The sequence below is a fragment of the Chryseobacterium sp. C2(2020) genome (assembly GCF_014218915.1).
GTDB lineage: Bacteria > Bacteroidota > Bacteroidia > Flavobacteriales > Weeksellaceae > Chryseobacterium > Chryseobacterium mucoviscidosis.
In genome coordinates this window covers 1-24,664 of sequence record NZ_JACLCT010000012.1, presented here as the reverse complement: position 1 = coordinate 24,664, position 24,664 = coordinate 1, and the positions used below count along the sequence as shown (strand labels likewise).

General features: G+C 35.2%; 24 protein-coding genes. 11 read left to right on the top strand and 13 right to left on the bottom strand.

All coding sequences use genetic code 11. From position 1 onward, the window contains the following. On the top strand, positions 1–798 hold the full coding sequence (locus H6W52_RS08815) for a GLPGLI family protein (RefSeq protein ID WP_116099724.1): 798 nt from the start codon (positions 1–3) through the stop codon (positions 796–798). Positions 799–865: 67 nt separating this feature from the next. On the opposite strand, the gene H6W52_RS08810 is transcribed toward H6W52_RS08815, so the two are convergent. Continuing rightward, entirely contained in the window at positions 866–2,005 is a 1,140-nt protein-coding gene (locus H6W52_RS08810; protein WP_185216645.1) for an aminotransferase class I/II-fold pyridoxal phosphate-dependent enzyme, read from the bottom strand. An 88-nt stretch (positions 2,006–2,093) separates the two neighbouring features. Between H6W52_RS08810 and H6W52_RS08805 the strand changes: the two genes are divergently transcribed. From H6W52_RS08805 to H6W52_RS08790, 4 genes are all read left to right on the top strand, one after another. Beyond that, on the top strand, positions 2,094–3,140 hold the full coding sequence (locus tag H6W52_RS08805; protein ID WP_116099722.1) for a M28 family metallopeptidase: 1,047 nt from the start codon (positions 2,094–2,096) through the stop codon (positions 3,138–3,140). 75 nt (positions 3,141–3,215) lie between these two features. Continuing rightward, on the top strand, positions 3,216–3,653 hold the full coding sequence (locus tag H6W52_RS08800; protein ID WP_116099721.1) for a GNAT family N-acetyltransferase: 438 nt from the start codon (positions 3,216–3,218) through the stop codon (positions 3,651–3,653). 1 nt (position 3,654) lies between these two features. Next, positions 3,655–4,017, top strand: coding sequence for a glyoxalase (locus H6W52_RS08795; protein WP_116099720.1), 363 nt, complete (start codon positions 3,655–3,657; stop codon positions 4,015–4,017). 68 nt (positions 4,018–4,085) lie between these two features. Next, positions 4,086–4,586 (top strand): endonuclease V, encoded by a 501-nt coding sequence (locus H6W52_RS08790; protein WP_116099719.1) that lies wholly within the window; start codon positions 4,086–4,088, stop codon positions 4,584–4,586. 194 nt (positions 4,587–4,780) lie between these two features. On the opposite strand, the gene H6W52_RS08785 is transcribed toward H6W52_RS08790, so the two are convergent. Beyond that, positions 4,781–5,149, bottom strand: a complete 369-nt coding sequence (locus tag H6W52_RS08785) for a winged helix-turn-helix transcriptional regulator (RefSeq protein WP_076390327.1) — start codon at positions 5,147–5,149, stop codon at positions 4,781–4,783. Positions 5,150–5,396: 247 nt separating this feature from the next. Here H6W52_RS08785 and H6W52_RS08780 point away from each other — a divergent pair, with 247 nt between their 5' ends. After that, positions 5,397–6,314, top strand: a complete 918-nt coding sequence (locus H6W52_RS08780; protein ID WP_116099718.1) for a ClpXP adapter SpxH family protein — start codon at positions 5,397–5,399, stop codon at positions 6,312–6,314. A 363-nt stretch (positions 6,315–6,677) separates the two neighbouring features. Here H6W52_RS08780 and H6W52_RS08775 read toward each other — a convergent pair whose 3' ends face one another. Further along, positions 6,678–7,448 (bottom strand): alpha/beta hydrolase family protein, encoded by a 771-nt coding sequence (locus H6W52_RS08775; RefSeq protein WP_116099717.1) that lies wholly within the window; start codon positions 7,446–7,448, stop codon positions 6,678–6,680. Between the two features lie 260 nt (positions 7,449–7,708). After that, a complete protein-coding gene (uvrA, locus tag H6W52_RS08770) occupies positions 7,709–10,501 on the bottom strand; it encodes an excinuclease ABC subunit UvrA (protein ID WP_116099716.1) in 2,793 nt (930 codons plus the stop codon). A 187-nt stretch (positions 10,502–10,688) separates the two neighbouring features. Here uvrA and H6W52_RS08765 point away from each other — a divergent pair, with 187 nt between their 5' ends. From H6W52_RS08765 to H6W52_RS08750, 4 genes are all read left to right on the top strand, one after another. Further along, positions 10,689–11,624, top strand: coding sequence for an IS1595 family transposase (locus H6W52_RS08765; RefSeq protein WP_116099715.1), 936 nt, complete (start codon positions 10,689–10,691; stop codon positions 11,622–11,624). 183 nt (positions 11,625–11,807) lie between these two features. Next, on the top strand, positions 11,808–12,026 hold the full coding sequence (locus H6W52_RS08760) for a hypothetical protein (RefSeq protein ID WP_116100079.1): 219 nt from the start codon (positions 11,808–11,810) through the stop codon (positions 12,024–12,026). Positions 12,027–12,362: 336 nt separating this feature from the next. Beyond that, positions 12,363–14,174 carry a TonB-dependent receptor plug domain-containing protein gene (locus H6W52_RS08755; protein ID WP_116100078.1) on the top strand — a complete coding sequence of 604 codons (1,812 nt, stop codon included), beginning with the start codon at positions 12,363–12,365 and terminating at the stop codon, positions 14,172–14,174. 73 nt (positions 14,175–14,247) lie between these two features. Then, on the top strand, positions 14,248–14,964 hold the full coding sequence (locus tag H6W52_RS08750; RefSeq protein WP_116100077.1) for a DUF2490 domain-containing protein: 717 nt from the start codon (positions 14,248–14,250) through the stop codon (positions 14,962–14,964). A gap of 60 nt (positions 14,965–15,024) precedes the next feature. Here H6W52_RS08750 and H6W52_RS08745 read toward each other — a convergent pair whose 3' ends face one another. From H6W52_RS08745 to H6W52_RS08735, 3 genes are all read right to left on the bottom strand, one after another. Beyond that, positions 15,025–15,471, bottom strand: a complete 447-nt coding sequence (locus H6W52_RS08745; RefSeq protein ID WP_084196341.1) for a phosphohydrolase — start codon at positions 15,469–15,471, stop codon at positions 15,025–15,027. Between the two features lie 81 nt (positions 15,472–15,552). After that, positions 15,553–15,885 carry a YegP family protein gene (locus H6W52_RS08740; protein ID WP_076390318.1) on the bottom strand — a complete coding sequence of 111 codons (333 nt, stop codon included), beginning with the start codon at positions 15,883–15,885 and terminating at the stop codon, positions 15,553–15,555. Between the two features lie 26 nt (positions 15,886–15,911). Beyond that, on the bottom strand, positions 15,912–16,223 hold the full coding sequence (locus tag H6W52_RS08735; RefSeq protein ID WP_116100076.1) for a hypothetical protein: 312 nt from the start codon (positions 16,221–16,223) through the stop codon (positions 15,912–15,914). Between the two features lie 154 nt (positions 16,224–16,377). Between H6W52_RS08735 and H6W52_RS08730 the strand changes: the two genes are divergently transcribed. Continuing rightward, the gene (locus H6W52_RS08730) at positions 16,378–16,782 is read left to right on the top strand and encodes a DUF805 domain-containing protein (RefSeq protein WP_087710015.1); all 405 of its coding nucleotides are present in this window, start codon (positions 16,378–16,380) and stop codon (positions 16,780–16,782) included. A 53-nt stretch (positions 16,783–16,835) separates the two neighbouring features. On the opposite strand, the gene H6W52_RS08725 is transcribed toward H6W52_RS08730, so the two are convergent. From H6W52_RS08725 to H6W52_RS08700, 6 genes are all read right to left on the bottom strand, one after another. Next, positions 16,836–18,614, bottom strand: a complete 1,779-nt coding sequence (locus tag H6W52_RS08725) for an acyl-CoA dehydrogenase family protein (RefSeq protein WP_087710017.1) — start codon at positions 18,612–18,614, stop codon at positions 16,836–16,838. A gap of 28 nt (positions 18,615–18,642) precedes the next feature. Further along, positions 18,643–19,821 (bottom strand): acetyl-CoA C-acyltransferase, encoded by a 1,179-nt coding sequence (locus H6W52_RS08720; protein WP_116100075.1) that lies wholly within the window; start codon positions 19,819–19,821, stop codon positions 18,643–18,645. A 102-nt stretch (positions 19,822–19,923) separates the two neighbouring features. Continuing rightward, positions 19,924–20,388, bottom strand: coding sequence for an IS200/IS605 family transposase (gene tnpA / locus H6W52_RS08715; protein WP_116100074.1), 465 nt, complete (start codon positions 20,386–20,388; stop codon positions 19,924–19,926). An 84-nt stretch (positions 20,389–20,472) separates the two neighbouring features. Next, positions 20,473–22,866: a 3-hydroxyacyl-CoA dehydrogenase/enoyl-CoA hydratase family protein gene (locus H6W52_RS08710; protein ID WP_116100073.1), complete on the bottom strand. Its 2,394-nt coding sequence runs from the start codon at positions 22,864–22,866 to the stop codon at positions 20,473–20,475. A 95-nt stretch (positions 22,867–22,961) separates the two neighbouring features. Continuing rightward, complete coding sequence (locus tag H6W52_RS08705; RefSeq protein ID WP_076390553.1) at positions 22,962–23,411, bottom strand: MarR family winged helix-turn-helix transcriptional regulator; 450 nt, start codon at positions 23,409–23,411, stop codon at positions 22,962–22,964. Positions 23,412–23,576: 165 nt separating this feature from the next. Then, the gene (locus tag H6W52_RS08700) at positions 23,577–24,500 is read right to left on the bottom strand and encodes an ABC transporter ATP-binding protein (protein ID WP_116100072.1); all 924 of its coding nucleotides are present in this window, start codon (positions 24,498–24,500) and stop codon (positions 23,577–23,579) included. Positions 24,501–24,664: the final 164 nt, after the last annotated feature.

The window sequence follows — 24,664 nt, the reverse complement described above, 5'->3', positions numbered from 1 at the left end:
ATGCAGAAAATTATTCGTATTTTATTAGTTCTATTAAGTTCTTCGATAGTTTATGCTCAAAAAAGTGAACTTTCTGATTTAGAGGTTAAATATAACATGAAATTTGTTATTGATACAACTGATGTGTCAAATACGACTGTAGAAGAAAGAATATCTTTGCTAATTGGAAATGATACTTCTCTATTTAAAAGTGATGCAAAAAAAAAATCAGATTCTATTGCTTGGAATTTATTAGAAAATAGTCATAAAGCTGCAGGCGAGGGAAAAGCTATTATAAATCTTTCAACAGCTCCACGTTACAGTTATTTTCGAGAAACCTACAAAAAAAGCGATAAGATATATATCTATTCAAAGATTGTAGGAACTGTCTACAGATTTGAACCTCTTTACAAAGTAAATTGGAAAATATTATCTGAAACAAAAAATATAAACGGTATTTTATGTAAAAAGGCAGAAGGAAAATATGGTGATAAAAATGTAATTGCATGGTTTGCAGAAAGTATTCCCATTACAGAAGGACCATACGTTTTTAAAAATCTTCCTGGTCTTGTGGTTGATGTATATGATGATAAAGAATATTTTAGGTTTACTATGCTCTCTTTAAAAAAGTCGAATCTACCTATTCAACCAATCAAAAGTTATGTTGATACAAGTTATCAGAAATATATGGATAAAAGAAACGAATTAAGAAACGATCCTGCTGGTAGTTATTATCAAGTATTAGGTAAGCAAATGACAAATGAAAGGCAAAAAGATTTTAAGCAGGGCTTTAAAAAAATGAATAATGTTTTAGACTAATAAAATAAGCGCAGCAAGTTAATTGTTGCGCTTATTTATTAATCCAATATTCATATTTCTTTTAAAATCAAAGATTCTTTTTTAAATACTCAAGCGCATTAATAATCAGATCATCATTTTTAGCAAAACTGAAACGGATATAATCTGAATTCTGTCTGGAATTGTAAAATGCGGATAAAGGCAGACATGATACTTTCTTTTCGATGGTCAGCCATTTTGAGAATTCTACATCCGTCATTGTTTTCGAAACGGTTCTGAAATTCACGATTTGAAAAACGGCACCTTCTGCTTTTTGTTCCACAATAAAACGTGTTTCTTGAATCAGTTCATTAAAAAGATCACGCTTTTTTTGCATTACAGTATGATTTTCCGAAGCATCAAAAACTTCCAGATATTTGGCTATTGCGTACTGACACGGCGCATTTGCGCTATAAGAAATGTATTGCTGATGACAGCGGAATTTTGCCGTTAATTCTTCAGGTGCTAAAAGATAGCCGACTTTCCATCCGGTAGAATGAAACATTTTTCCAAAAGAAAAAATACAGAAAGTTCTTTTTTTCAGTTCAGGATGAAGAAACGAACTGTAATGTTCCTTTCCGTCAAAACAATACGTATCGTAAATCTCTTCCGAAATCAGATAAATTTCCTGATGTTTAATAATGCTGTATAATTGATTCCAGTCGCTTTCAGACCATATTTTTCCGGTTGGATTTTGTGGAGAATTTACAATGATGGCTTTTGTTTTTTCAGAAATACAATTTTTCAGTTTTTCCCAATTTACCGAAAAATCATTATCAAGATCATAATAAACAGGAATTCCTCCATTCAGGAAAATAGAAGGGCCATAAGTGTAATAAGAAGGCTGTATAACGATAACTTCATCTCCTTGATTCAGAATAGATTTAAGGGAAGTATATAAAGCAAAGGTTGCACAGGGAACGATTGTCACTTCATTTTGGTGCAATCTTATGCTGTTTTTTCTGTTGAAATTAAAACGGATTACATTTTCTATCAACAGAGGATTTCCTGCAAGTGGCTCATAATGATGAATATTGAGATCAGCAGCTTCTTTAAGGTATTCTCTCAGACGGTAATCAATATCAAAATCCGGTAAACCCAAAGAAAGATCAAAGCTGTTGTTTTTCACAGCCAGTTCAGACATTTCGGTAAAAAAAGAGTAATGATTGAATCCGTAGATATTCTTCATGCTTTTTGCATTTATTTCAAATATAAGAAAAATAGCAATCCGTAAAAGATTAAATATTTTTTGTTATTTTTAGGCAAATTATTCCATAATGAGAAAATTATTCATTCCACTATTTTCACTTGCTGTACTGGTAAGCTGCGGAACGGCAAAAAATGCAGCCGATGCAGGAGCAGCCCAGACTTCATCTTCATCCAAAGGTGATAAAGCTTTTCTATCTGCCTATAAGGAAATTAAAGCAGAAGATCTAAAGAAAAACTTATACGTTATTGCTTCCGATGAAATGGAGGGAAGAGATACGGGAAGTCCGGGACAGAAAAGAGCAGGAGAATACATGGTGAATTACTATAAAGGCTTGGGAATTTCTTATCCCAAAGCTTTAGGATCTTACTACCAAAAGGTTCCGGCAGATTTTATGAAGAAAAGAGGTGGCGGAAATCTTCCTGACTCCGAAAATATTTTAGCCTTTATCGAAGGATCTGAAAAACCAGAAGAAATTGTGGTGATCTCCGGTCATTACGATCACGTGGGAACGAGAAACGGAGTGGTTTACAACGGAGCAGACGACGACGGAAGCGGAACGGTTGCGGTAATGGAGATTGCAAAAGCTTTTCAGGCAGCTAAAAAAGCAGGAAACGGTCCGAAAAGATCTATTTTATTCCTTCACGTAACGGGAGAGGAACATGGTTTATTTGGTTCTGAATTTTACACGGATAATCCGGTTTTTCCTTTAGCCAATACCGTGGTTGATTTGAATATCGATATGATCGGTCGTGATGATCCTGAAAACAGAGGAAAACAGTATGTTTACGTTATTGGTTCTGAAATGTTAAGTTCTCAGTTAAAGGTTATCAACGAAGCTGCGAATAAAAAGACCAACAATCTTGAGTTAAATTATAAGTATGACGATCCGAATGATACCGAAAGACTGTATTACAGATCAGATCACTATAATTTCGCTAAAAATAATGTTCCGGTAGCCTTTTTCTTTGATGGCATCCACGAAGATTACCACAAACCAACGGATGATGTAGAGAAAATAGATTATAATCTGCTGGCAAAAAGAACCCAGTTAGTTTTCACAACCGCTTGGGAAATCGCCAACAGAGCAGAAAGAATCGTTGTTGATAAGAAATAATTGAACCAAGAAATACAGAACAAAAGGCAAATTAGCAGATCAGCGGTTTGCCTTTTTAGTTAAATTAAAATTTACATGAAAATCCGTGAAGCTGAGTGGAAAGATATTCCACAGATTCAAATCGTAAGAAATTCAGTTAAAGAAAACACGTTATCTGATCCGAGTCTTGTTACAGATCAGGATTGTGAGAATTTTCTCTTTAACAGAGGAAAAGGCTGGGTTTGTGAAGATAACGACAGAATTTTGGGATTTGGAATTGTAGATATGAAAGAGAAAAGCATCTGGGCGCTTTTTGTTCATCCGGAATTTGAGAATCAAGGAATCGGGAGAAAACTTCACGACACCATGCTGAATTGGTATTTTGGTCAGACGGACGAGAAAATCTGGCTGAGCACTTCTCCAAGTACAAGAGCGGAGATATTCTACAGAAAATCAGGATGGACAGAAAACGGAGTTCACGGAAAGTATGAAATAAAATTTGAAATGACTTATAATCACTGGAAAAACAGATAATATGAAACAGAATATAAAATCAATGCGTCCTTTTATAGGCTCTGAAAACTTTGAAACCAGCAGGAGTTTTTACCGTGATCTCGGTTTTGAAGAGGTGGTTCTGGATGCTAAAATATCTCTGTTTAAATGGAATGAGACTGCTTTTTATCTTCAGGATGCCTATGTAAAAGACTGGATTGATAACACCATGCTTTTTGTAGAAGTTGAAAATACAGACGAATTTTATCAGGAACTCATCAGTTTAAATCTCACAGAAAAGTATGAAAAAGTAAGAATTTTGCCTGTGAGAACGATGGATTGGGGAAAAGAATGTTTTGTTCATGATCCTTGCGGAATTTTGTGGCATTTCGGAGAATTTTTTTAATCAATTGTAACTAAGAGAAAAATTACATTACTTTCATTTAAAAGCAATTAATCAACCACAAACGAAGAATGATCTACGCTTTCGATACCTATTATTACGACGATTATGCCCATACAGTCTGTTTAGCCTTTCAGGATTGGAATTCTAAACAGGAAGCAGAAATTTTTACAGAAAAAACATCAATTACTTCCGATTACGAAAGCGGAGCTTTTTACAAAAGAGAATTACCCTGTATTCTCAGTCTTTTAAATAAAATTCAACTTCAGCAAGGCGATGTTATCATTATTGATGGCTACGTAACTTTGGATGAAGAAGGAAAAATAGGACTTGGAGGGCATCTTTACGAAGCTTTAGACCAAAAATTTACGGTGGTCGGAATTGCAAAGAACGGTTTTAATACACCAGATTCACGGAGAAGAACAGTTTATCGCGGAGAAAGTAAAACACCTTTATTCGTCACTGCAAAAGGAGCAGATGTAGATGAAATAAAACAAAAAGTTGAGCAGATGCACGGAAATTTCAGAATTCCGACATTACTTAAAAAATTAGATCAGCTTTCCCGAAGTTAAAATGATTTAATTTCCAACGCCTAAATTCCTTTTAGACTTTTTTGATTGCAAATTTCTTTAAAGTGACAAATGTCATTCAAATATTATTTTTATTAAGTCTAAATAAATATAAATTTGTTTCAATAAAAAAGTAAAGTACTAAAACACATATCAATCATATCCATATCAATTTTTGTTTTTTCAACCGGCAAAATCTATTTGTCGGTTTTTTGATAAAGAGACTTTCGGTATTCAATTCCCCATTTGGCAATCTCATCAATAATCGGCTCAATGGTTTTTCCGTATTCTGTGATTTCATATTCCACAGTTACAGGTTTTGTGTCTAAAACAGTACGCTTGATCAGATGATTGATTTCCATATCCTGAAGCTCTTTTGAAAGCATTTTGGCAGCAATACCGTCAATTTCTCTTAAAAGATCCATAAAACGCATTTTTTCACTCTGCATTAAAGTTCCCAGAATATGAAACTTCCATTTTCCCGATAAAATTTCCATTGAATCTTTGATGGCATTCATACGGTTTTTGCAGATAGGAGTGATGTTCAGGTTAGCTTCTTTTTTCATGATTTTAAAATAAATTATATTCCTGTAAAGGTAATAAAAAAACAGTAAGGTAGTTTCCTCGAGGAAACCAGTTTCTAAAAGGAAATCAATTACAAAAGTATGATGATTAAATATTAGATTTGTGGTAACATTAAAAAGTGTGAAACCTTTATCATCACAAAAAATGATAAATAATAAAATACTAACATTTGTGTTCCTCACGGCGGCTTTAAGCAGTTGTAACGGACAAAGTGATAAAAGTAAAAAAATGGAAAACAGATCTGCAAATCCGCTATTATGCGATCCGGCAACAGGAGTTTGTGAAGTTCCCGGAGAGAAATTTGATATTGGGAATATTGATGTAAAAACTGACGAAAAATCTGTAAAAGTTATTTATTTTACAGACCCTATCTGTTCTTCTTGCTGGGGAATTGAACCTCAACTCAGAAAACTAAAACTGGAATACGGAGATAATGTAGATATAGAATACAGAATGGGAGGTCTTCTTCCGGACTGGAGCTATAACAGCGGAGGAATAAGCAAACCTTCGGACGTAGCACATCATTGGGATGAAGTAAGTTTGTATTACGATATGCCGATCGACGGAGATATCTGGTTACAGGATCCGTTGGATTCTTCTTATCCGCCTTCTATCGCCTTTAAAGCGGCACAAATGCAGGACAGGGAAAAAGCACTGGATTTCATGAGAGAACTTCGTGAAATGGTGTTTTTAAAGAAGAAAAATATTGCAAAATGGGAACATATTACAACAGCTGCCCAAAAAGTAGGATTAAATACAGATCAGTTGAAAAAAGACTTTGAAGGAAGAGGAAAAGATCTTTTCCAGGAAGATCTGAAACTGGCAAGAGAAATGGGGGTTCGCGGTTTTCCTACCATGTTTTTTACCAATGATGCAGGAAAAAGAGAGATTGTTTACGGCTCAAAACCTTACGCATTCTACGAAACTGCTGTTCTGAGAGTAAATTCTGACACCAAGAAATCTAAATACTCCAAAAACTGGGAAAGTCTTTTTGAAAAATATAATTCGCTTACCGCAAAAGAGTTTTCAGAATTATCGGGAACGCCGAGAAAAGAAAGCGAAAGATTATTAAATGAGCTTTCCGACAAAGGAACGCTTGAAAAGCTTACCACCAAAAACGGTTCAATCTGGATCCTGAAATCGTAATTAATTTCATTAATATTTAGCAAGTTTTTTTAACAACCGGAAATTCAATGAATTTCCGGTTTTTTATTTTTATGGTGTTTATGAAAACCAGATTACAAATAAAAGAATCTGCTCTTTAGGAGCAGATCCAGTAGATAAATACATCTCATTTTTTTAATTAGACAACAATAAAAAAGCACAGCCGACAATGCTGTGCTTAAATTTTTATAAATTTAATTGCGATTTCAGAGTTGAAAAAAGCAAAATATGTTTCCACTTCAGTTGTATTTCATAGTAAATGTAGGAATAAATTTTATGCCAAACAATACACTTAATGTTAAAATTTACAACTGTGTGTTATCTTTGTGTTAATAAATCTCAAGGTTATTTTTCACGCAAAAATTGTTCGATAAAAAGATTTAAAGTTGCTTTTTCCTGATCATTTGCTTTATCATCCATTTTTCCATGATTAATAGTTGTTGACTGAACAGTGATATGGAATTTTTTTTGCTCTTCCATTGTCGGCAAAACGCCTTCATCGGCAGGATAGTCGTTTGAGCGTAAAGTATAAATTTTCGGAATCAAAGTTTTGGGCAAATACATTCTCCGGTTATCCAGGGTAATGATTTTATACACAAAATTGGGATAATTATTGGCGAAAAGAGCCGTCATATCTCCGCCGTTTGAATGTCCGATTAAAGTAAGATGTTTATAATCAAGCTCAGTTTTCGTTTTTTTTAGTTCATTCAGAACAAATAAAATATTTTCTGTACCGCGTTCCCAGAAAGGCATTCTTACGATTTGAGGTTTTCCCTCTGAAGGAATAAGCTGATCTGTCGGAAGCTCATGCTGAATGCTTACCACAAAATATCCTTTTGAAGCCAGATTCTTTGTTAAGTAGGAATACTTTAAATAATCTCCCCCTGTATTGGCACCATAACCGTGACTGAAAATGACGATCTGTTGTTTTGAAATTTTCTCTGAGGTTTTGGGACTGAAATAAGCAACCGGAATTTTGCGGTTTCTCGATTTATCAAACATTGTCAGAGTATCTAATTTTACAGGGTAACTGCTGTTCAGATTTGCATTTTTTTTCGTTGAACAGCTCATGATTACCAGAGCAATTAAAAATAAAAAGACGGAATTATATTTCATGGTAAAGTTAAATCAGTGAAGTTATTTAAATTAAAAGAGTTTTGCTACTTTAAGAGCAGAATCTGTGTAGAAACAGGAATAAGTCTATCAATCAATCAATCCGTAGGTTTAAAAAAATGTTCTAAAGATAGCGTTCCTACGGAACGCAAACGTCCTCCTAATATTATTTTTACACAGATAAAACTCCATAGAGTTTTCGAACGTTTTACTTTAACAAGTTTAAAAATATAAAACAGAGAGTAAAGATTACTCTCTGTTTTTTAGTTTTCCAGCTTTTCTTTAATATATCGTGCTGTATGGGATTTCTTATTTTTTGCCAGTTCTTCGGGAGTTCCGGTGAAGACAACCTCACCGCCGTGTTTTCCGGCTTCAGGACCGATGTCGATGATGTAATCTGCAGATTTAATGATATCGGGTTGATGTTCAATCACAATCACAGAATGTCCAAGATCAATCAAAGCCTGTAAAGACTTCAGTAATTTCTGAATATCATGGAAATGAAGTCCCGTTGAAGGTTCGTCAAAAATAAATAACGTCTTATCTGTTGTGACCCCTTTCACAAGGAAGGATGCCAGTTTTACACGCTGTGCTTCACCGCCGGAAAGGGTAGAAGAGCTCTGTCCTAACTGCAAATATCCCAAACCTACATCCTGTAAAGGTTTTAATTTGGTTGCGATCTTTTCTTCCTTATTATCTTTGAAAAATTCCAAAGCCTCATCTACGGTCATATGAAGGATATCCGAGATATTTTTTTCATCATATTTAACCTCGAGAATTTCACTTTTGAAACGGGTTCCTTTGCAGACTTCACACTCCAGTTCAATATCTGCCATAAACTGCATGGAAACATTGATAACGCCTTCTCCTTTACATTCATCGCATCTTCCGCCATCTACGTTGAAGGAAAAATGTTTCGGTTTATAACCCATCATTTTTGCGATTTTCTGCTTAGCAAAAAGATCTCGGATGTCGTCGTATGCTTTCAGATACGTTACAGGATTGGATCTTGAAGACTTTCCGATAGGATTCTGATCGATGAGTTCAATATGCTGGATCAGTTTTTTGGGAAATTCAACAGAATCATAATCTCCTTTTTTACCGCCCATTCCAAGCTGAATCTGGATGTCATTGGTAAGAATCTCCTTCATTAAAGTTGATTTTCCGCTTCCTGAAACTCCCGAAATTACAACAAGATTTTCCAGAGGGACATCTACATCAATATTCTTAAGATTATTTTGTCTTGCTCCTTTTATGTGAATCCATTCTTTACCTTTTCTCCGCTTTTTGGGAACTTCAATTTCCAGTCTTCCCGTAAGATATTTTGAAGTTAATGTATCTGCATCTTTCAGCTCTTTGTAATCTCCTGCGAAAACCAATTCTCCGCCAAGATAACCTGCTTCCGGACCAATATCAATAATATAATCCGCTCCTTTCATCACGTCTTCGTCATGTTCCACAACGATTACGGTGTTGCCAAGATCACGGAGATTCTGCAAAACTTCAATCAGGTTTTCCGTATCTCTAGAATGCAGTCCGATGGAAGGTTCATCCAGAATATAAATGGAACCCACCAAAGAACTTCCCAGACTTGTTGCTAAATTTATTCTCTGACTTTCTCCGCCGGAAAGCGTGTTGGATGTTCTATTTAAGGTTAAATATCCTAAACCGACTTTTAATAAAAACTCAAGTCGGGTGGTGATTTCATATAAAAGTCTTTTGGCAACTTCCTGATCGTGTTCGGATAATTTTAAGCTTTTAATTAAAGGAAAAAGCTCATCCAGAGGAAGCTCGATCATCGATTGGATATTGTGTCCGTCGATTTTCACCCAGCTTGTTTCTTCACGCAGTCGCAAACCTTCGCAAGTCGGGCAGAGTGTTTTTCCGCGATAACGTGAAAGCATAACACGATATTGAATTTTATACAGGTTTTCCTCAAGCATTTTGAAGAAATTGTCAATCGATGGGAACGTGCTTTTTCCGTCTCCTTTCCAAAGGTACTTTTTCTGTTCTTTGGTTAACTGATGATACGGCTTATGAATCGGGAAGTCTTTTGCTTTTTTAATGAAATCTTTTTTCCATTCGCTCATGCTTTCTCCTTTCCATGAAGCAACCGCATCTTCGAAAACGGACAATGTTTTGTTGGGAATTACAAGATCTTCATCAATTCCGATCACTTTTCCGTATCCTTCACAAGTCGGACATGCTCCGTAAGGATTGTTAAAACTGAAAAAATGGACATTCGGCTCTAAAAATTCGATTCCGTCAAGTTCAAATTTGTTTGAAAACTCTTTTACTTTTCCGGTATCAACATTTTTTAATGAACAATATCCGCGACCTTCATAGAAAGCCATCTGAATAGAATCTGCCAAACGCTGAAGAAAACTTTCATCTTCCTCGTAAGTAAAGCGGTCTATTACCAGATTAATTTCCATTCCTTTTTCTGGGGTAAAGCCAAAACTTTCCAGATCTTCGATTCCTGCAACATTCCCATTAATTTCGAGCCTTGTAAAACCTGCCAATTTCAGAACATTTAAATTTTCTCCAAAATTTGCGGCATCGTAATCATAAGGAGCTGTTAATAAAAAGGAAGTTTCTTTTTTTGAAGATTTAATAAAATCCACGACATCGGAAACCGAATCTTTTTTTACCTCTTCGCCTGAAACTGGAGAATAGGTTTTCCCGATTCTTGCAAAAAGAAGCTTCATGTAATCGTAGATCTCCGTAGAAGTTCCTACCGTAGATCTGGGATTTGAAGAAATTACTTTCTGCTGAATGGCAATAGAAGGTGCCAAACCTTTGATATCGTCAACTTTAGGTTTTTCTAATTTTCCTAAAAACTGACGTGCGTAAGAGCTTAAGCTCTCTACATATCTTCGCTGTCCTTCCGCGTAAATGGTATCAAACGCTAATGAAGATTTTCCGCTTCCGGAAACTCCTGTAATAACAATGAGTTTGTTTTTCGGGATAAGAACATCTATGTGTTTCAGATTATTAAGATGTGCATTCTTAACGAAAATCTGTTTTTTAATATCTATATCTGTTGTATGAGCCATAGTAAAATTAAGACTAACAAAATTACGAATTTTTGGTGGATTACAGGCCGATATAATTTTTGGTAATTACTTACGTTTTTACACGACAAAGGGAAAACCATAAAAATATGTTAATTTTTCTCTTATGAGTGAACCATTATTAAACAGATTGCATCTTTCATAATGTAAACTTAATATTTACTATACCATGATAAACACTAATATAAAGTCTGTACTTGAATTGCTCCAGACTTTTTCAACGGAGGAAAAATGTATCGATTATCTTGAACAGATGAGATGGGGAGGAATAGTAGAGAGTCCTTTCGATTCTGAATCTCAAGTATATAAATGCAGTAAAAATCGATATAAATGTAAAAATACAGGAAAATATTTCAATGCCAAAACCGGCTCTATGTTTGAAAATTCTAAAATTAGCTTACAGAAGTGGTTTCTGGCGATCTGGCTGATAACTTCCCACAAAAAAGGAATAAGTTCTCTACAGCTTGCAAAGGATATAGACGTCACCCAAAAAACAGCCTGGTTTATGCTGCAAAGAATACGCGCCTGCTTTGGAATTGAAAATCATAATGAATTGGAAGGAACTGTAGAGTGTGATGAAACTTTTATCGGTGGAAAAAATAAAAACAGACATAAAAATAAAAAAGTAAAAAATTCGCAGGGAAGAAATTATAAAGACAAAGTGCCGGTAATGGGAATGTTGCAGAGAGGAGGCAAAATGAATGCTTTTGTAGTAGATGATACCAAGAAACTGAGTATTCAGCCCCTGATTTATAAATTTATAATTCCTGAAAATACCAGACTAATCAGTGATGAATGGTGGGGTTATAGCGGATTATGTAAGACGTACGATCATAAAATAGTGGATCACTCTAAAAAAGAATATGTAAATTCTGCAGACAGTAGTATTCATACCAATACTATTGAAGGTTCGTGGAAAATTTTAAAAAATTCTCTGAACGGAACTTATAACCATGTTTCTAAAAAGCATCTTCAGAAGTATGTAGACGAATTCGTATATAAATTTAATTTGAGGGAAATATCAGATGGTGATAAATTCAGGTATTTTCTTACAAACAGTGAAGTGAGGACGAAATATAAAGATTTAGTTAAGGATAAAAACTAATTTATTTACTACGTTATATTGTTTTTTAGTTTAAATATTTAATTATTTGAGTAATAAATAATAATATATATTTGAATCATAAATTAATAATATAATTTTTTTCATTTTTGTAGTTAATGGCTAAAGCTATGTGATAAAAAAGTTTTAATTTAATATAGCCGATAATATCTAATAACTAAAAAAATGACACCAAAACAATTAAAACACAAAAATGTTAAAAATATAACCGATAAAGGAAGTCTCTATTTTGATATAGCAGATATAAAAGAAAATCATCCGGACTTAAAGGTTGATACAGAGAAAATAATATCAGTACATGATGTAAAAGTTATCAAAGCGAAATATATTTCAGAATGTACAGACTTTGATAAGAGTATAAAAGGAATCTTTAAAAAGAAATAATAAAGTCACATAGTGTAGAATTGTATATACTTACCTAAGCTAATAACCACCGTAATAAGTATTTAACAGTCTGGTGAATTTTTTAAGTATTTTTAAGTTCAAAGTATTGTTTTTTATTTTAAAATTTGTTAAAATTGTACCAATAAATATGTAATATAGAAATGAGAAAGCTGTTCAGAGATCTTATTACACATTTAATGAGAAAAAGATAACGAAATTACTTCCCAAGATGCGATTTTTCAGTCGCATCTTTTTTTTATGACAACTATCATTTGTCTTTCTTCATGATCTCCAGTACTTTTGCGCTCACGAAACTAACTGAGAATAAAACTGATTATGATTAAAAGAATACTTCCTGTTTTTCTTGTAGGAACTTTCTGCTTTACGCACGCACAGGAAAAATCTACCGATATTGAAACAATTGAGGTTCAGGGAAAACTTATTTCAACCCCTTACAAAACGGCAAACCAGAATATTACCATCATTACAAGAGAAGAAATTATCAATTCTCCTGCAAAAAGCATCGATGAAATTCTTCAGCAGGTTCCGGGAATGGATATCAGAAGGAGAGGAGCCAATGGAGTACAGAGTGATATCGGTTTTCGGGGAAGTTCTTTTGAGCAGGTTCTGCTTCTTCTTAACGGAATCAGAATGAATGATTCTCAAACCGGGCATAACTCCATGAATCTTCCAGTAGATCTTGATGATGTCGAAAGAATTGAAGTAATTAAAGGTCCTGCAGCAAGACGATTCGGACAGAACGCCTATGCCGGAGTAATTAATGTGATCACCAAAACGAATCCCGGAAAAAGAGTAAAAATAAGTGCAGAAGGCGGAGATTATGAAACGTATGGTTTTGGTCTGAACGCACAGCTTGGAAATGAAAAATTTTCCAATTCTTTACAGGCTAATTCTGCAAGTTCAGAAGGATATATGTACAATACAGATTATGAGATCAGAAATGTATTTTATCAGAGTAAACTGAATATAAAAGATGGTGATATCAGACTTCAGGCCGGTTTTTCTGAGAAGAAATTCGGAGCAAACGGTTTTTATGCATCGAAAGCAGCTACGGAACAGTATGAAGAGACGCAGGCTTCAATTGTAAGTTTAGCCCATCAGCAAAGATTTGGCAAGATGAAACTCAGTTCAAATGTCTACTGGAGAAGAGGGCAGGATATGTATCTTTTCAACAGACAAAAGCCTGAAATTTACCGAAACATGCACATCGGGAACAATGTAGGAGGAGAAGTTAATTCTACTTACGAATGGGGATTTGGAACAACAGGAATAGGAGTAGAACTAAGGAAAGAATTTCTGGTAAGTAACAATTTAGGAGAAAGAAACCGTTTTGTTTCACAGGTTTTCTTTGAGCACCATTTTGCTTTATTAGATAAAAAACTAAACATTACTCCGGGAATTTCCTGGGCAAATTACTCTAAGGAAGGAAACTTTTTCTATCCAGGTCTGGATGTAGGATTTAGCTTTAACCCAAACAATAAGATTTACGGAAATATTGCAAAAGTTCACCGGGTTCCCACCTTTACAGATCTGTATTATGTAAGCAAAACGGAAGTTGGAAATCCGAATCTGAAACCTGAAAGCGCAGTTTATGCAGAAGTAGGATACCAATATCAGACAAAAAATATTCTGGCAAAAGTGAGCGGATTTCTTCGGGATTCCGGAAATGCGATCGACTGGACAAAAATTAAACCGAATGATGCAGTCTGGTATGCACAGAATATAGGAGATACCACTTTAAAAGGAATAGAAGCAGAACTGAATCACAGATTAACTGAATGGCTGAAATATACGGTCGGCTATACTTATCTGGATAACAAAGCGAATCAGTCTGATAATTTTGTGGCAAGATATGTTCTGGATAATTTAAGACATCAGTTTATTGCAAAGCTGGAAACAAAATTCCTGAAAAACTTTACCAATGAAGTAGTTTACCGTTACAACGAAAGACTGAATAACGGAAGCTACAATCTTCTGGATGAAAAACTGAGTTTTGCCAAAAAAGATTTTTCAGTGTACGTTTTGATCAATAATTTAACAAATACTTCATATACAGAAACTTTTGGTGTACAGATGCCGCAAAGATGGTTCCATATTGGCTTTTCCTACAATATTAATATTAATTAAATGTTAATTAATGATGAATTAAAGTTAATATTACGAAATTGTTAATTCATTTACATTTGCAAAAATTTTTTAGATGAAACTATTTGTGAGTTTGAGTTTACTTTTAGGCGTTACATTTTTTAAAGCACAGGAACATATTTCCAGCTTCAACGCACTCACCATCACTTATAAATTTCATCCTAAATTTTTCCTTTATCTGGAAGGACAGTCACGAGGAATTGAAGAATATACATACCCCGATTACTACGAAATTAAAGGAGGATTGGGGTATAATCTTACCAAAAATCATAAACCTTTTATCGGGTTGGGAAGATATGCGACTTATAAAGATCGTTCTATCAACAAAGAAGAGTTCCGGGTATGGTTACAGGACGTGATCGATTTTAAAAAAGGAATTGTAAAGTTTGAAAACAGAATCCGTGCAGAAAAATCATGGTTTTACGAGCCTCAGTCTGACAAAAATTCTGAAAGAATGCGTTACCGTTACCGTCTGAATGTAAGTGTTCCTCTTAATGCAAAAGAAGTAAAGAAAGGAACTGTTTTTGCCAATGCATACGATGAGGTTTTCTTTGTAAGTCCGATGAAACCGACTTTTGCAAGAAACAGAGTGTATGTTGGCGGTGGTTATCAGATCGATAATAGTGTGGGAGTTGTTGCAGGATATCTTTGGCAGAGAGAATTCAATGCTTCTTCAAACCAGAATTTTCATTTCCTGTATGTTGCATTAAACATCAATATCGACGGAACCAAACATCCTGTTAAAACATTTGAATATCCAGGAGCGGATTAAGATTTTAAAATACAGAGCCTTCCCTAAATTAATGTCATTTAAGGAAAAGGCTGTTTTCTTTTAATATTTTTCTATTAGATAATGATAAGCTTTCAGGTATTTATTAAATCTTTTAATGTCTTTTGGGGTAAGTTCCCGGTTTACCCTTCTCAGATCCATATTATCGCGCAGATCGTTTAATTTTACGGCAACCGCAAGAGGAGAACGTTCGGTTCTTCTTACGAAATCATCATAATCTTCATCAGGATCAAATTTTGTGAGACAGCTTATCGCAAAAATAATATATTCCGGAAATCCCTGATCTCTTAAATAATCAAGGCTGAATTCCTGAGGATGATCTTCAACAACATCATGTAAAACGCCTACAATTTTTTCGTCCATTGTTTTTCCGTATTCCATTACCCGCATAACGTGTGCAATGTATGGAGCGTGATATTTGTCGGTTTGTCCTTTATGTGCCTTATCGGCTATTTTTATTGCCCGGTGGAGCATTTCTTCTTTTGTCATTTTTTGTAAAGTAGATTACAAAAATAAAAAATGCCTCAAAACTATGAGACATTTTACAAAAATTATTTTAGGATATCTTTTTTAATCGAGTTCTTCTTCCACGGAGGCGTTTGGCGCATTGTTTTTTACAGATTCAATGCCTTTTTCCATGCCGTTGTCAGATTCATACATCTGGCTGCTTCCGATAACCTGCCCGTTGGTAGCTTTCAGATTAAAATAAAAACGATCGTCTTTTGCGGTAAGTCTTTCAAATTTAGAGTCGTCCTGAGAGTTTTTTCTTACCGACTCAATACCATTCTGGCATCCGGCTTTAGAACTGTAACCTTCGCTGGAAAGAATTACCTGTCCGTTTGCCGCCTTTAAATTAAATTGAAACTCACCGTTTTTTCTTGTAGAAATAATAAATTTTCCCATGTGTATAATAATTTTTTAAAATTTGTTTATTTGGATGTTGAAGGAAGTTCTTTCTCCTCTTTTTTTGGTGCTTCCGGAGCAATAGAATTCAGCATTTTATAATCGTGATGATCTGTTTTGTTGTTTTTAAGACCAGAATACGCTGTTCCTTCTTTCGGTTTTGCAGAAGGCATTTTATACAAGTTTCTTTGATCCGATTTCTGCGGCGGTTGAATTGTCTTGGAATCCATTTTATAAATCCCGACAGAATCTGTTCTCGGAATTAAAGGTTTTCTGATTTTTTGCTGTGCTGAAAGTGAAGCTGAAAACAGCAGAATGGCTAATAATGTTATTCTCATTTTTTGTATTTACGTTAAAAGTATAAAAAATAATTGAATTTAAAAAAAGGTTAAATGTAATATTTCAAAGACAATTGAATTTTCTTTTTTATTACATCTGAAAAATTTTAATTGAAAAATCATTACTTTTGAAAACAACAAAAAAATTATAACTATGAAATGGTACTTAAAAGTATTAAAACAGTACGCTGATTTTAACGGAAGAGCAAGAAGAACTGAATATTGGATGTATCTTTTATTTAATCTGATTTTTGCAGTTATTGCTGCGGTATTAGATAATATTCTTGGTTTGAAATTTACACCTGAAATTCCTTATGGATACCTTTATTTATTGTATGCACTGGTAACTTTTCTTCCGGGGTTGGCTGTTTCTGTAAGGAGATTGCATGATGTGGATAAAAGCGGGTGGTTCCTGTTTATTTCCTTAATTCCAATTATCGGGGGAATATGGCTTTTAGTGTTGTATGCGACTGAAGGAACACAAGGTAGAAATCAATATGGAGATGATCCTAAAGGAAACTATAACGAAATAAACGAAATTGGACAAAAACAATTTTAATAAAAAAAATCCCGAAAGTAATTTCGGGATTTTCTATTATATTCAAACTATTTTTAATAGTGTCCTTTCTCAATAAAATGAGCTGCCACTTTTTCTGTTAGTGCAACCACATTAGGATGATTGGTATACTTCGTGAATCTTCTTAGTCCGGAAAGCATCATTCTCTGCTCGTCACCTTCTGCAAAAGAAACAATTCCTTCTTTTGCTGCAACGATGATTTTTTCAACTGCTTTGTATAGGTTTAACTGAGCCATTGCTGCTTCCACAGAATCAGGAGAGAAATGTTTTTCAACTCTTAAAACTGCAGATTCTGCCATATAAATCTGGTTAAGAATTTCTGAAGCGTTTAACAGTAAATGCTGTTGTTTTTCAATATCCATCATATATTTCTGAAGCGCAGCTCCGGAAACCATTAAGAATACTTTTTTAAGATTCGCAATAATTGCTTTTTCTTCGCTCATAAACGCTGAATAATCCGGAACTTCGAATGAAGGAATTCCCATCAGTTCTTTGCTGATTGCCATTGCCGGAGATAATAAATCCAATTCTCCTTTCATCGCTTTCTTGATAAGCATTCCAACTGCTAATAATCTGTTGATTTCATTGGTTCCTTCATAAATTCTTGAGATTCTTGAATCTCTCCACGCCGCTTCCATCGGAGTATCTTCAGAGAATCCCATTCCTCCATAAACCTGAATTCCTTCATCTGCGGAATGCTGAGATAAATCTGAAACGAAAACTTTAAGAATTGAACATTCTACAGCGAATTCTTCAACTCCTTTCAGTTCTGCAGCCTGATGATCCAGTCCTCCTGCAACAAGTTCTTCGATTTTGTCTTCAATATTTTTTGCTGCTCTGTAAGATCCTGCTTCACTTACGAAAACTCCGGTTGCCATTTCAGCCAGTTTCTTTCTGATCGCTCCGAAAGTCGAAATAGAAACTCCGAATTGTTTTCTCTCGTTAGAATATTGAATAGAGTGGTTTAAAATTCTTCTCTGCGCATCCAGACAAGCCGCCGCTAATTTGATACGGCCAACATTCAGCGCGTTTAAAGCGATTTTAAATCCGTTGTTTCTTTCTCCTAATAGGTTTTCAACAGGAATTTTCATGTCATTAAAGAAAACCTGACGCGTAGAAGAGGCACGAATACCCAATTTGTGTTCTTCTTCACCAAAAGTAAGACTCTCAGGATTTTCTAATTCTGAACGGTTGATTACGAAACCTGTGATGTTTTTATCATCATCAATTTTGGCAAACAAAGTAAAAGTATCGGCGAATCCTGCATTGGAAATCCACATTTTTTGTCCGTTGATGATATAATGTTTTCCGTCTTCAGACAATTTTGCTCTTGTTTTCCCTGAATTGGCATCAGAACCAGCATCCGGTTCAGTCAGACAATAAGCTCCGAATTTTGTTCCCGCCGCTAAATCCGGAAGATATTTTTGTTTCTGAGCTTCTGTTCCGTAAAGAACGATGGGAAGTGTTCCGATTCCGGTATGCGCTCCATATGCTGTTGCCAATGAACCTGTAACTCCGGAAATGTAATCGCAGGCAAGCATGGTTGTTACGAATCCCATTCCAAGACCTCCGTAATTCTCAGGAACAGCAATTCCCAATAGTCCCATTTCTCCAAGTTTACGCATTACTTCTTCGGTAAATGCATAATCTTTTTTTTCGAAACGTTCTTTTTGCGGAACTACTTCTCTGTCTATAAATTCTTTCGCAGAATCGCGAAGCATTTTTTGTTCTTCATTCAGTTCTTCAAGACTGAAAATTTCGTTTGCAGGAATTTCTTTAATTAAGAATTCTCCTCCTTTTACTATATTTCCCATTTAATATTTGATTTTTTTTCTTTTTTAGTTATAATAATTCAAAGATTGAAGCTGCTCCCTGTCCTGTTCCAACGCACATTGAAACCAAGCCATATTTATTTCCGCGTTTTCTCATTTCGTCAAGAAGCTGAACAGTTAATTTTGTTCCGGTACATCCAAGAGGATGACCTAAAGCAATTGCACCACCGTTTACATTTAAAATATCCGGATTTAATCCCAGTTCTTTTTTGATTGCAACCGATTGTGAGGCAAATGCTTCGTTCAGTTCGATAAGCTCAATATCTTTTAATTCCAGACCTGCCTGTTTTAAAGCTTTCGGGATTGCATAAATTGGTCCCATTCCCATAATCCTTGGTTCCAATCCTGCTGCGGCATAAGCAACCAATCTTGCTTCAGGTTCAAGTCCCAATTCTTTCACCATTTCTTCGCTCATGACCATTACGAAAGCAGCTCCGTCGCTCATCTGGGATGAGTTTCCGGCAGTTACACTTCCTCCGTTGGCAAAAACTGGTCTCAATTTAGCCAGACCTTCTAAAGATGTATCCGCTCTCGGACCTTCATCTACTGAAAAATCAAACTTTTTAGTCTGTATTTTCTGGTTTTCGTCTAAGAAATTATATTCAACAGGAATCGGAACAATCTGATTTTTAAATTTTCCTTCCTGATTTGCTTTTAAAGCTTTCATGTGAGATTCAAATGCAAACTGATCCTGTTCTTCTCTTGTAATTTTATATTGTTTGGCAACTTCTTCCGCCGTGTAACCCATTCCCCAATAATAATCAGGGTTTGTTTTGGCAATCTGAGTTTCAGGAACCGGTTTGTAACCACCCATCGGAATGTAAGACATGGATTCTGTACCTCCTGCAATAATGCAGTCTGCCATTCCTGCCTGAATTTTTGCAGAAGCAATCGCAATCGCCTCACTTCCTGATGCACAGTATCTGTTTACGGTAACTCCGGGAACTTTGTCAGTGTTAAGCCCCATTAAAGAAATCAGACGTGCCACATTTAAGCCCTGTTCAGCTTCCGGCATCGCATTTCCTACGATAAGGTCATCGATTCTGTTTTTGTCTAATTGCGGAAGTTCAGCCATTAATTTTTCAATTACGGTTGCCGCCATTACATCGGGTCTTGTGAATCTTAAACTTCCTTTTGGTGCTTTACCAACGGCAGTTCTGAACCCTTTTACTATATATGCTGTTTTCATATGTTTTATTTAATTAAATTTTTTTGAGAATTTTTTGCCTCATAGAGGTAAACTGTTAATAGTTGTTGTTTTTGCTTTGCGGAGCTCCGTAGGAGCGACCTGTTAAATTTCAATCCATTCAAATAAATATTCAGGATCATATTTAATTTCAAATTTTTCCATAAAATCCAGATATTCTTCTTTGAATGTTTTCTTTTTATGATGTTCTTCTTGGTTTAAAATATATTTCACAACTGAATCTATACTGCTTTTAGAGTAGGAAAAAGCTCCGTATCCTTCCTGCCAGTTAAATTTTCCATTCATCCATCCTTTCTCATTAATCAATTTTGATGAACCTGCTTTAATATCTCTTACCAAATCTGAAATTGTAATCGTAGGACTTATACTTACAAGAATGTGTACATGATCCGGCATTGCAAAAACTGCGAATAATTTTTGATTTCTGTTGGAAACAATATCTGTAATAAATTTATGTAATTCTTCTCTGTTTTCTTTTGGAATCAGATTTTGTCTTCCTTTAACCGCAAAAACAATTTGAATATAAATTTGTGTATATGTGTTTGCCATAAAACTAACAGGCCGCCTCTACGAGGCTCAATGTCTTTCTAAAATTATTCTGCTATTATCAGTTCGCTCCTACGGAGCTCCCTATTAATTTCTCAACGGTTTACCATTCTGTAACATATACTGAATTCTCTCCAGTGTTTTTCTTTCACCGCAAAGCTGTAAAAACGTTTCTCTTTCGAGATTCAATAGATACTGCTCCGTTACAACCGTTGGTTCAGAAAGATTTCCACCTACCATTACGTTGGCTAACTTATCTGCAATTTTCTTATCGTGCTCAGAAATATAATTTCCGGTTAACATCTGGTCTGTTCCTACGTAGAACATTCCTAAAGCATCTTTACCTAAAACTTTTACTTTCTGTTCGATAGGCTGTGTATAACCATGTTCTGCTAAACTTTTAGCCAGCATTTTCGCAGTTTTGATTTGGGTTCTCTTATCTACGGAAACAATATCTTTACCATGTTCCAAAATTCCCATATCGTAGGCTTCATAAGCGGAAGTTGCCACTTTACCCATCGCAATATTCATGAAAGCCTCACGAAGTCTGTTGTTTTTAACGTCATCGCTATGGAATTCTCTTGATGTTCTTAAAGTTAGTTCCTTGGTTCCTCCACCGCCTGGAATTACTCCCACTCCGGTTTCTACCAATCCGATATACGTTTCTGCTGCGGCAACCACTCTGTCGGCGTGCATTGTCATTTCGCAACCTCCACCAAGTGTCATTCCGTGAGGAGCAACCACCACAGGAATAGAGGAGTAACGAACTCTCATCATTGATTTCTGGAAATACGCAATTGCCATATTCAGATCATCCCAGTCCTGTTCGATAGCCATCATTAAAATCATCGCTAAATTCGCTCCGACAGAGAAATTCGTACCCTGATTTCCAACAACCAATCCGTCGTATTCTTTTTCAGCTAAATCAATTGCTCTGTTTAAGCCATCCAGAACTTCCCCTCCTAAAGAATTCATTTTGGAACGGATTTCAAAGTTGATAATTCCGTCGCCTAAATCTTCGATGGCAGAACCGGAGTTGCTCCAAAGCGTTTTATTTTTTCTGATATTATCCAGAATAATAAAAGAATCCTGTCCCGGAATGGTATTGTATGATCCTGAGTTTTTGTCCACATAAATACTTTGTCCTTCTTCATTCACTTTATAGAAAGTCTCAACATTTTTCACCCAGTCCGAAACTTCATAACCTGCTTCTTTTGCCAGTTCGATACCTTTTTGAACGCCTACAGCATCCCAGATTTCAAACGGACCGTTTTCCCAGCCGAAACCGGCTCTCATCGCATCGTCGATTTTGTAAACCTCATCGGAAATCTCAGGAACTTTGTGAGAAACGTAAGCGAATAATGCACCCAAAGATTTTCTGTACAATTCTCCCGCTTTATCTTTTCCGCCAATTAACACTTTAAATCTGTCAATCGGTTTGTCGATATTTTTAGTTAATTCTAAAGTTGCAAAAGAAGATTTTCCCTGAAGTTCGTATTCTAAAGTATCCAGATTTAATCCGTGAATTTCAGATTTTCCTTCTGCATTTTTCACTTTTTTATAGAAACCTCCATCTGTTTTGGATCCTAACCATTTGTTATCAACCATTTTCTGGATGTAATCCGGAAGAGCAAAAACATTGTTGAAGTCATTGGCTTCAGCACCGCTTTGGCGAACACCGTTTGCCACCATTACCAATGTATCAAGACCTACAACATCCGCTGTTCTGAATGTGGCAGATTTTGGACGCCCAATTACCGGACCTGTTAATTTATCAACTTCAGAAACGGTTAACCCTAATTTCTGAACATTGTGAAGCAAATCCATCATAGAGAAAACACCGATTCTGTTGGCAATAAATGCAGGGGTGTCTTTTGCTAAAACGGTTGTTTTTCCTAAGAATTTTGCTCCGTAATTCATGTAGAAGTCGATAACTTCAGGAGCGGTATCGTTTGTCGGAATGATCTCTAAAAGAGGAAGATATCTTACAGGATTAAAGAAGTGTGTTCCTGCAAAATAATGTTTGAAATCCTCGCTTCTTCCTTCTGTTAATAAATGAATAGGAATTCCGGAGGTATTGGAAGAAATCAGCGTTCCCGGTTTTCTGAACTGCTCAATTTTCTCATAAACCGATTTTTTGATGTCCAGTCTTTCAACCACAACCTCAATAATCCAGTCTGTATTTTTTATTTTTGGTAAATCATCATCAAAGTTTCCAACCTTTATTCTGTCTGCGAATTTCGGAGAATAGAGTAGTGCAGGACTTGCTTTCTTGAGTTTTTCAAAGTTTTCCGAAGCGATTCTGTTTCTTACCGCTTTGTCTTCTTTGGTCAAACCTTTTTTCTGTTCAGCTTCAGAAAGTTCAAAAGGAACAATATCCAGCAACGAAACTTCTACACCAATATTGGCAAAGTGCGCTGCAATACCGCTTCCCATAATTCCTGAACCAAGAACTGTAACGTGTTTGATTCTTCTTTTCATTTGATTTATTATTTGTAATTGTATTAATTCTTTTGTTTGGTCATTCTAAATGATATGAATAGATTCGTTCTTCGTCAGAATGACATCGTGAGATTTTATTTTTTGTTATTTAAGTCTGTTGCAATTTTCATAATCTCGCTCATCACTTCCTTGAAGGTATCAAGCTTTTCTGGAGAGATTTTTTCCATCACTCTCTTGTTGAAATTTACCACAACTTCCTTGGAAAGATTTCTGGAGTTCAGACCTTTATCTGTAAGTTTTATAATGACTTCTCTTTTATCGGTTGTTGTTTTTTCCTTATAGATATATCCGTTATCTTCCAGTAGTTTAATAATTCTTGTAAGAGAAGTAGGTTCAATTGCCATTTTCGGACCCAGATTTGTACTTCTTGTACCTTCTTTTGGATCAATTTTTAGAAGAGTAAGCGCCTGAACCGCCGTTGAATCGTGCTCCTGAGCTAATTCGGTGTACATTTTAGAAACAGCTAACCATGTCTGTTTTAAAATAAGATCTACGTTTTCTATTTTTTCTTTATTGTTATCCATCATTTTATCCGAATGGTTATAATCCAAATTTAGTAAATATTATGCATGCATAATATTTATTTACGTTAAATTTTGTTAAATAATTGGAAATCAGAAAGTTAAATTATATGACAAGCATAATACTATGCATGCATAGTATATTGTTTATATAAGGAAAACGCGGTATTAATGAATGGTTTTCACTAAATTAACGATTTCTTCAAAAGATTCGCATTTGAAATTTTGTAAACCGTTATTAATGTTCCAAAAGTTGTCCCGAAACTCAAATTTCAGAGAAGAAAGATCTTTTTGAAAGTTTTTTTGCAGCAAAGAGTACAGCATTTCTTTGTAAGCGTCCGAAGCAATGATTTTTGGCGCCACAAATTTTTCATTGATCTGAAACAATGAAGGATTGATTAATTCATCATGCTGAAGCAGAACGTCTTCTACAATTCCCGAGAATAGATTACCATCTTTTACATACCAGATTTTGTCTGCAAATTCTTTGGCAAGACGCCAGTCGTGAGATGAAAAAAGGATTAATTTATTCTGCTCTTTTGCTAATTTCCGGAGTGTTTTGAGAATGATAATTTTATTTTTTTCATCCAGATGAGTCGTGGGTTCATCCAGAATAATGATGGGAGCATTCTGTGTAATGGCTCTTCCGATAAATGCTTTCTGAAGATTTCCGTCCGACAGATTTTTAAGCAGCGTGTTTTTGTACTGCTCAAGATCGAGTTCTTGAATAATATGTGCAACTTCTTCTCTGTCTTCTTTTTTCAGCTCAAAATAAAAAGGATAATAAATGTATTTCCCCAACGAAATTAGATCTTCCACCGTATAATTCTGCGGAATTACTGAACTGGAGAAAACAATAGCAATCTGTTCTGCAATTTCCTTGACGGAAAGATTTTTTACATTCCTGTTATTGATGAAAATTTCACCGCTTAAAACAGGGATCTGATGCAAAATAGATTTAATAAGAGTAGTTTTCCCGACACCATTATTTCCAATCAAAAGGCAGACCTCGCCTAATTTCAGATGAGCTGTTGCATTTGAAATTAAGGTTTTATGATAGCCAATGTTTGCTTGTTTGATTTGTAGGTGCATTATGGTTGGATTTTCGCTAAGGCGCAAAGTTTTTTTTGCAAAAATACTGTTTTTAAGACGCAGGGAATTTGACTTTGTCAAATTTTTATTTTGTTTATTTATAAAAAGTTGACAATTCTTGTTACCCCGTTTTTAAAAATATCAGATTGAAAGTTTAAAAGCAG

Coding starts and splice junctions, on each gene's coding strand:
- H6W52_RS08760 (WP_116100079.1), top strand. CDS start 11,808: ATGACACCAAAACAATTAAAACACAAAAATGTTAAAAATATAACCGAT.
- H6W52_RS08775 (WP_116099717.1), bottom strand. CDS start 7,448: ATGAAATATAATTCCGTCTTTTTATTTTTAATTGCTCTGGTAATCATG.
- H6W52_RS08765 (WP_116099715.1), top strand. CDS start 10,689: ATGATAAACACTAATATAAAGTCTGTACTTGAATTGCTCCAGACTTTT.
- tnpA (WP_116100074.1), bottom strand. CDS start 20,388: ATGGCAAACACATATACACAAATTTATATTCAAATTGTTTTTGCGGTT.
- H6W52_RS08755 (WP_116100078.1), top strand. CDS start 12,363: ATGATTAAAAGAATACTTCCTGTTTTTCTTGTAGGAACTTTCTGCTTT.
- H6W52_RS08730 (WP_087710015.1), top strand. CDS start 16,378: ATGAAATGGTACTTAAAAGTATTAAAACAGTACGCTGATTTTAACGGA.
- H6W52_RS08790 (WP_116099719.1), top strand. CDS start 4,086: ATGATCTACGCTTTCGATACCTATTATTACGACGATTATGCCCATACA.
- H6W52_RS08705 (WP_076390553.1), bottom strand. CDS start 23,411: ATGGATAACAATAAAGAAAAAATAGAAAACGTAGATCTTATTTTAAAA.
- uvrA (WP_116099716.1), bottom strand. CDS start 10,501: ATGGCTCATACAACAGATATAGATATTAAAAAACAGATTTTCGTTAAG.
- H6W52_RS08710 (WP_116100073.1), bottom strand. CDS start 22,866: ATGAAAAGAAGAATCAAACACGTTACAGTTCTTGGTTCAGGAATTATG.
- H6W52_RS08700 (WP_116100072.1), bottom strand. CDS start 24,500: ATGCACCTACAAATCAAACAAGCAAACATTGGCTATCATAAAACCTTA.
- H6W52_RS08785 (WP_076390327.1), bottom strand. CDS start 5,149: ATGAAAAAAGAAGCTAACCTGAACATCACTCCTATCTGCAAAAACCGT.
- H6W52_RS08800 (WP_116099721.1), top strand. CDS start 3,216: ATGAAAATCCGTGAAGCTGAGTGGAAAGATATTCCACAGATTCAAATC.
- H6W52_RS08815 (WP_116099724.1), top strand. CDS start 1: ATGCAGAAAATTATTCGTATTTTATTAGTTCTATTAAGTTCTTCGATA.
- H6W52_RS08750 (WP_116100077.1), top strand. CDS start 14,248: ATGAAACTATTTGTGAGTTTGAGTTTACTTTTAGGCGTTACATTTTTT.
- H6W52_RS08805 (WP_116099722.1), top strand. CDS start 2,094: ATGAGAAAATTATTCATTCCACTATTTTCACTTGCTGTACTGGTAAGC.
- H6W52_RS08725 (WP_087710017.1), bottom strand. CDS start 18,614: ATGGGAAATATAGTAAAAGGAGGAGAATTCTTAATTAAAGAAATTCCT.
- H6W52_RS08745 (WP_084196341.1), bottom strand. CDS start 15,471: ATGACAAAAGAAGAAATGCTCCACCGGGCAATAAAAATAGCCGATAAG.
- H6W52_RS08795 (WP_116099720.1), top strand. CDS start 3,655: ATGAAACAGAATATAAAATCAATGCGTCCTTTTATAGGCTCTGAAAAC.
- H6W52_RS08740 (WP_076390318.1), bottom strand. CDS start 15,885: ATGGGAAAATTTATTATTTCTACAAGAAAAAACGGTGAGTTTCAATTT.
- H6W52_RS08810 (WP_185216645.1), bottom strand. CDS start 2,005: ATGAAGAATATCTACGGATTCAATCATTACTCTTTTTTTACCGAAATG.
- H6W52_RS08780 (WP_116099718.1), top strand. CDS start 5,397: ATGGAAAACAGATCTGCAAATCCGCTATTATGCGATCCGGCAACAGGA.
- H6W52_RS08735 (WP_116100076.1), bottom strand. CDS start 16,223: ATGAGAATAACATTATTAGCCATTCTGCTGTTTTCAGCTTCACTTTCA.
- H6W52_RS08720 (WP_116100075.1), bottom strand. CDS start 19,821: ATGAAAACAGCATATATAGTAAAAGGGTTCAGAACTGCCGTTGGTAAA.